The 5,497-nt window shown below is 60.5% G+C and carries 4 protein-coding genes and 1 pseudogene; 2 read left to right on the top strand and 3 right to left on the bottom strand.

Annotated features, from left to right (window positions below; genetic code table 11):
• The coding region (locus tag AC1DT3_RS11170; protein ID WP_477465326.1) for an amidohydrolase at positions 1 to 754 on the bottom strand (754 nt) is incomplete at its 3' end.
• 117 nt (positions 755 to 871) lie between these two features.
• Here AC1DT3_RS11170 and AC1DT3_RS11165 point away from each other — a divergent pair.
• Positions 872 to 1,561, top strand: a complete 690-nt coding sequence (locus tag AC1DT3_RS11165) for a phosphoribosyltransferase (protein ID WP_477465327.1) — start codon at positions 872 to 874, stop codon at positions 1,559 to 1,561.
• A 126-nt stretch (positions 1,562 to 1,687) separates the two neighbouring features.
• Complete coding sequence (locus tag AC1DT3_RS11160) at positions 1,688 to 3,343, top strand: MFS transporter (protein ID WP_477465325.1); 1,656 nt, start codon at positions 1,688 to 1,690, stop codon at positions 3,341 to 3,343.
• Positions 3,344 to 3,349: 6 nt separating this feature from the next.
• On the opposite strand, the gene AC1DT3_RS11155 is transcribed toward AC1DT3_RS11160, so the two are convergent.
• Together AC1DT3_RS11155 and AC1DT3_RS11150 are read right to left on the bottom strand one after the other, a co-directional pair.
• Positions 3,350 to 4,648, bottom strand: a complete 1,299-nt coding sequence (locus AC1DT3_RS11155; protein WP_477465324.1) for a flavin monoamine oxidase family protein — start codon at positions 4,646 to 4,648, stop codon at positions 3,350 to 3,352.
• A gap of 196 nt (positions 4,649 to 4,844) precedes the next feature.
• Positions 4,845 to 5,497 (bottom strand): annotated as a pseudogene (locus AC1DT3_RS11150) (FAD-binding protein); the annotation flags it as partial.

Here is a 5,497-nt window from a genome sequence, read left to right as displayed (position 1 = left end):
GGTCAGGAATGACGTTCAGAGCCTTCGGATCGCCTGCTTGAACGGAGCAGGCGCTGATTACAGCTGGCTGCAATGGGTCGATGACCCGACCGACGATCGTCTGAAGTGCCGAGAGAAAATGCCCCGTCGCCGTAATCGGGTCCTTGCCAAGATGCGGTTTGGCGCCGTGCGTGCCGATACCCTTGAACGTGACGGACCAACTGTCGGACGATGCGAGTTGCGGGCCGGCGACAACGGCCATTTCGTCGACAGCAAGACCTGGCATATTGTGGAGACCATAGACGGCATCACAGGGAAACAGCTCGAACAGCCCCTCGTCGACCATCCGCTTTGCGCCACCACGGCCCTCTTCAGCCGGCTGAAAGATGAAGTGAACGGTGCCGGAAAAGCGGCGTGTCTGGGCGAGATACCGCGCCGCACCCAGAAGAAGAGTGGTGTGTCCGTCGTGACCGCAAGCGTGCATCTTGCCGGAAGCCGTGGACTTATAGGCCCGTTCGGCAATTTCCGGCATGGCAAGGGCATCCATGTCGGCTCGCAGACCGATCGCCTTCACACCGCTGCCGACCTGCAGGGTGCCGACCACACCGGTTCCCGCGAGCCCCCGATGAACCGTGATTCCGGCATCCTGTAGAATGGAGGCAACGATCGCGCTCGTGCGCACCTCTTCAAATCCAAGCTCGGGATGAGCGTGCAGGTCACGGCGTAGTTCCCGCAGGAAGTCCAAATCCGCAAGAATCGCGTTGGAAAGGCTCATCGCTGGAAAATCCTGTATTCCTGAAATGCTCATTTTGGTCGAAAGAGGTCATGACACCGGCCGCATCGCCTCTCCGCCCCCCTGTTTTCAAGAACGATCCGAATGAAAGAGATCATCATGCGTCCGCACGATTTCTGGCAAGAGATCCATCCGCCTTTGACGTTCGAGCGTCAACCCGAAGGCGGTCACCGGGCGTTCTATCCCGCGCAATTCGACGACGGCCGTCAGATACAGTTTCCGATCAGGGAACTCGCCGACGGAAAGCACGCCCTCGCCTCACTGATCATCAATCAGGCAAGCTTTGCAGTCGAGGCTGCACTTTGCGGCGCGCTTGCGGAGAAAGTGGCCTCGTTCGAACCCGAAGTTGTCGTTGGATTGCCCACCCTTGGCCTCACGCTTGCACGAGGAACGGCGAAGAGCCTCGGCCACAGCCGCTACGTCCCACTCGGGACCTCGCGCAAGTTCTGGTACCAGGAGGAGCTTTCGGTTCCGCTCACGTCCATCACGAGTCCCGGCCAGACCAAGCGCCTCTATGTCGATCCGCGCATGGTGCCGATCCTGGAAAACAAGCGGGTCCTGCTCGTCGACGACGTGATCAGCAGCGGCACTTCCATAGCCGCCGCCCTGGAGCTTCTTGCGCTTTGCGCGAGCACCCCCGTCGCGATCGGCGCCGCCATGTTGCAGACAGACAGGTGGCRCAAACGGCTCATGGAAACGCGATGGATATGGCCTGATCGCGTGATAGGCGTCGTGAAGACCCCGATGTTGCAGCGCACTGTCAGCGGAGGATGGCTCCCGGAAGCCTAAAACGCGTTTCTTGGCATTTTCCGTGTGGATGATCGAATATAGTCAACCACCGTTAATCTTGGCTCTCCTAAATTGGCGCGAATCAGAATCGTGATGCTCTCGATCGCACCCGCCTGACGATAAACCATGCCAGACCAGCAGCCGCATGAAAGGGTAAGCAACCGCGCCGCGTTGGCGCCCTTTCAGCATGCAATCTTCCGCGCGGTCTGGATCGCCAATCTGGCATCGAGCTTCGGCGGGCTGATCCAGTCGGTCGGCGCTTCCTGGATGATGGCATCGATTTCGCCATCAGCGGATATGGTCGCGCTGGTGCAGGCGTCGATCAGCTTGCCGATCATGCTGTTCTCCCTTGCTGCGGGAGCGATCTCCGACAACTTCGACAAACGCAAGATCATGCTCACCGCGCAGATTTTCATGCTCGTGGTGTCCGTTGCTTTGACGGTTTGCGCCTATCTCGGTCTGGTGACTCCATGGTTATTGTTGACGTTCACCTTTCTCATCGGCTGCGGCACGGCCTTGAATGGACCCGCGTGGCAATCGTCAGTCGGCGAAATGGTCCCGCGTGACAACTTGCCGGCCGCTATCGCGCTGAACAGCATGGGCTTCAATATTGCCCGCAGCGTCGGGCCGGCCGTCGGCGGGTTGATCGTCGCCACAGCAGGGGCTGCCGCGGCCTTTGCCACCAATACGGTGAGCTACCTCGCGCTGATCACGGTGCTCGCCCGCTGGCGTCCCAAGTCGGCGCCTCGCGTGCTGCCACCCGAAACGCTGTGGCTGGCGATGGCCGCGGGCATTCGTTACGTCGGGATGTCGCCGAAGATCGGCAGCGTCCTGCTGCGCGGTGCCGTCTTTGGCCTCGGCGCCGTCGCCGTCCCCGCCTTGATGCCACTGATTGCCAGGGATCTCGTCCATGGCGGCCCCCTGACGTTCGGGTTGCTGCTGGGGTTCTTCGGCATTGGCGCTGTCTTGGGCGCACTCATGAGTACGCCCTTGCGGAGCTACCTCTCCAACGAGGGCATTGCGCGCTATTCCTTTCTTGGTTTCGCCCTGTGCTCCGCGGTCGCGGGTATCAGCTCCATGCCTCTGGTGACGACAGCGGCGATGGTGTGCGGAGGAGCAAGTTGGGTTTTGGCGCTTTCCACTTTCAACGTCACCGTGCAATTGTCCGCACCCCGTTGGGTCGTCGGTCGTGCCCTCGCCCTCTACCAGATGTCGACGTTCGGAGGCATGGCTTTCGGCAGCTGGATCTGGGGCGCGGCTGCCGCCCAATATACGCCGACCATCGCGCTGCTGCTCGCCTCCGCAGTCCTTGTTTTGGGTGCGGCACTCGGCCTGAAGCTTGCATTGCCGCCGTTCGACGCACTCAACCTCGATCCCCTCAGCCGGTGGACGGAGCCAAAGATTGCGCTCGCCATCAAGCCACGAAGCGGGCCGATTGTCGTCACGATCGAGTACATCATCCGTGAAGAGGACGTCGTCTCCTTCCTTGGCGCGATGGCGGAACGGAGGCGTATCCGCCGGCGGGACGGGGCACGCCATTGGACTCTGTTGCGGGACCTCGCTGAGCCGGAACTGTGGGTCGAGCGCTATCATACGCCGACTTGGCTTGAATACGTGCGTCACAACCATCGCATCACGCAAGCCGATGCCGAAGTTGGGGTCCGCATCCGATCTTTGCACAAAGGCGAAGGACCGCCGCGGGTACATCGCATGATCGAACGTCAAACCGGGTGGCTCGACCCCGCCTCGATGGATCGAATCCGTGCAATGCCGGAACCGTGACGCCATTCATTTCGCCAACCGTTCGAGCACTTCGCGAGCTGCGCGGACGCCCTCAAGCGTCGCACCGCCGACCGTCATAGCCCCTCCCCCCGCGCTCGCCTCTCCGGCCAGCCAGACCCGCTCGCCGATTGGCGTGCGTAGCGCGAGACGGACCGTTGGATACCTTGGCTCGACGATGGAATAGGATCCGCAGGCGTTTGGATCCGTCCACCAAGCCGCAAGGCGGCCTGCCTGTATGGCCGCTTTCGTCGATGCTCCAATGATCGAAGCAAGACGTTCCGTCGCAAAATCGACCGCTGCCCGCTCGCCAGCGTTACAGACGTCGCGAGCGACATCGCCGCCAATATGCGTCAGAACGAGTTCCTGACCATCCGGCCACAATTCAAAACTCGTCGCGGCGCCACTCGGATCGACGTCGACGAGATCGCTCGCATCGACCCGTGGGAAGCGCGTCCGATCGGCTCGAAGAGCAATCTTCGTCAGCGCCCCCATGTGGAGCCCCTCTAGCGTTTGTTGGTGCCATTGGGGAAGTTTGGGCGTGAAGCGGATTCGTTCGGATTTCAAGACGCCGATGGGAACCGTGACGATCGCCGCCCTAGCCGACCTGACTCCACGGGGCGTTTCGGCTTCGACCCTGCCATCCCCCCAGCGCAGATGCGTCACCGTTGTCGCGAGATCAACTGGGATGTCAGAGCCATACCGCGCCACGAGACTTCCATATCCGCCAGCGGGAATGTAGTCTTCTCCACTCCATAGCTGACGGTAGTCCTCCACCGAAACCCGTTCGGGATCTTCGCCCAGAGCAAAAAGTGTCGTGCTTCTCGCCGCGTCGCGAACTTCGACACTCTCGCGGCTGACAGCTTCGGCGAAAGACTGGTCTGCGCCACCGGGCGCTTCAATCACTTGCTCCGCTCGGAGATAGGCTGCGCGCCTGGTTCTGCGCTCGGAATCAGATAATGGAACGTCCCTTCGATAGACCCGCAACGGCCCACCTCGATCATCATTGAGCGGAACGCCGAGTTCGGCCGCGATCGACCGCCACGGATTGGTTTCTGCCCAGTGGATATAGTGGGCTCCCGCATCGAAGCGACCACCAAGCGATGTGTCAGTAAAAGCCCGACCGCCAATGCGGCTCCGCGATTCCAGGACGCTGAAGCTCCGACCCGCGGTTCGAATGATGTTGGCGGCTGCAAGGCCCGCCGCCCCCGCACCGACGATCAGAACATCGACGTCCGCCGCCAGCGAGCGTCGAATGAATGGGGTGTAACCGACCGCCGCGAGGAAGGTTCGTCGTGTGACCCTCATGACCTCTCATCCCACCCGCGAAGTAGCCTATGCTACAACGGTGGGTGGCAGCGATCGTTCAATTCTCTGGCACCGGCCAGACGAATGAAGTCTTGCAGGCTGGGCTCCTCAGTGCTCGCCCCAAATTTTGCAGCACTTCCTGGCACGAAGTGCTGCTCGCGGTCCGAGGGCGAAGGTGCGTGCCTCTATGGTTCGGCTATGCGGGTTGAATACCTGAGAAGATATAATTCCGTTTCGTATCGAAATCGAAATTTGGATTGTCCCAGGCCACCATCTTTCCAGGGTTCAGAAGCCCCTTGGGATCAGCCTCCCGTTTGAAGGCTAGCTGAACCCGATCGGTTCGCTTCATGCCGCCCTCTTCGAGGGTATAGCGATGAGGGTTGAAGACCTTGCAGTCGTTGTCCTCATGGATCTGAATGATCTCCTGGAGCCGCGCGTCGGTCGTGTAGCGCACGATAGGAAGACCTGCGTACACCGGTCGGCCGTCGAAGCGGATCATCTCGCAATGCATGGGCAGCTCGTCGCCGAAGATACGCGTGATCTTGTCGATCGACTCGACATCCGGATACTGAGTTTGCAAATACGTTATCGTCGGATCGATACGGATCGCCCTCAGGGTCGTGTGATTCCACGCCAACTCATAGAGAGGCGGAAGGGCTTTGCGATCTTCATCACTAGCGAGGTCTGAGCGGTAGGCGATCTCGCCTTTCATTTGTCTGGCGAGAAGTCTGAGCGACTCGACGGCAAAGGGAGCGGCCATGATCAAGACGACAGATTGATCGCGGCGAATGAATTTTCGATGCCTGATGAAGTAATCATGGGGGACCGGCGCCGCAATCGGTGCAATTT

This window comes from Microvirga sp. P4_G7, assembly GCF_056401005.1.
The sequence above is the reverse complement of the archived record's forward strand: the minus strand, read 5'-3'. Positions and strand labels throughout refer to the sequence as shown.

What these genes read in the sequence shown, in the direction of transcription:
- AC1DT3_RS11155 (WP_477465324.1), bottom strand. Translation starts at nt 4,648, where the DNA reads ATGAGGGTCACACGACGAACCTTCCTCGCGGCGGTCGGTTACACCCCA.
- AC1DT3_RS11160 (WP_477465325.1), top strand. Translation starts at nt 1,688, where the DNA reads ATGCCAGACCAGCAGCCGCATGAAAGGGTAAGCAACCGCGCCGCGTTG.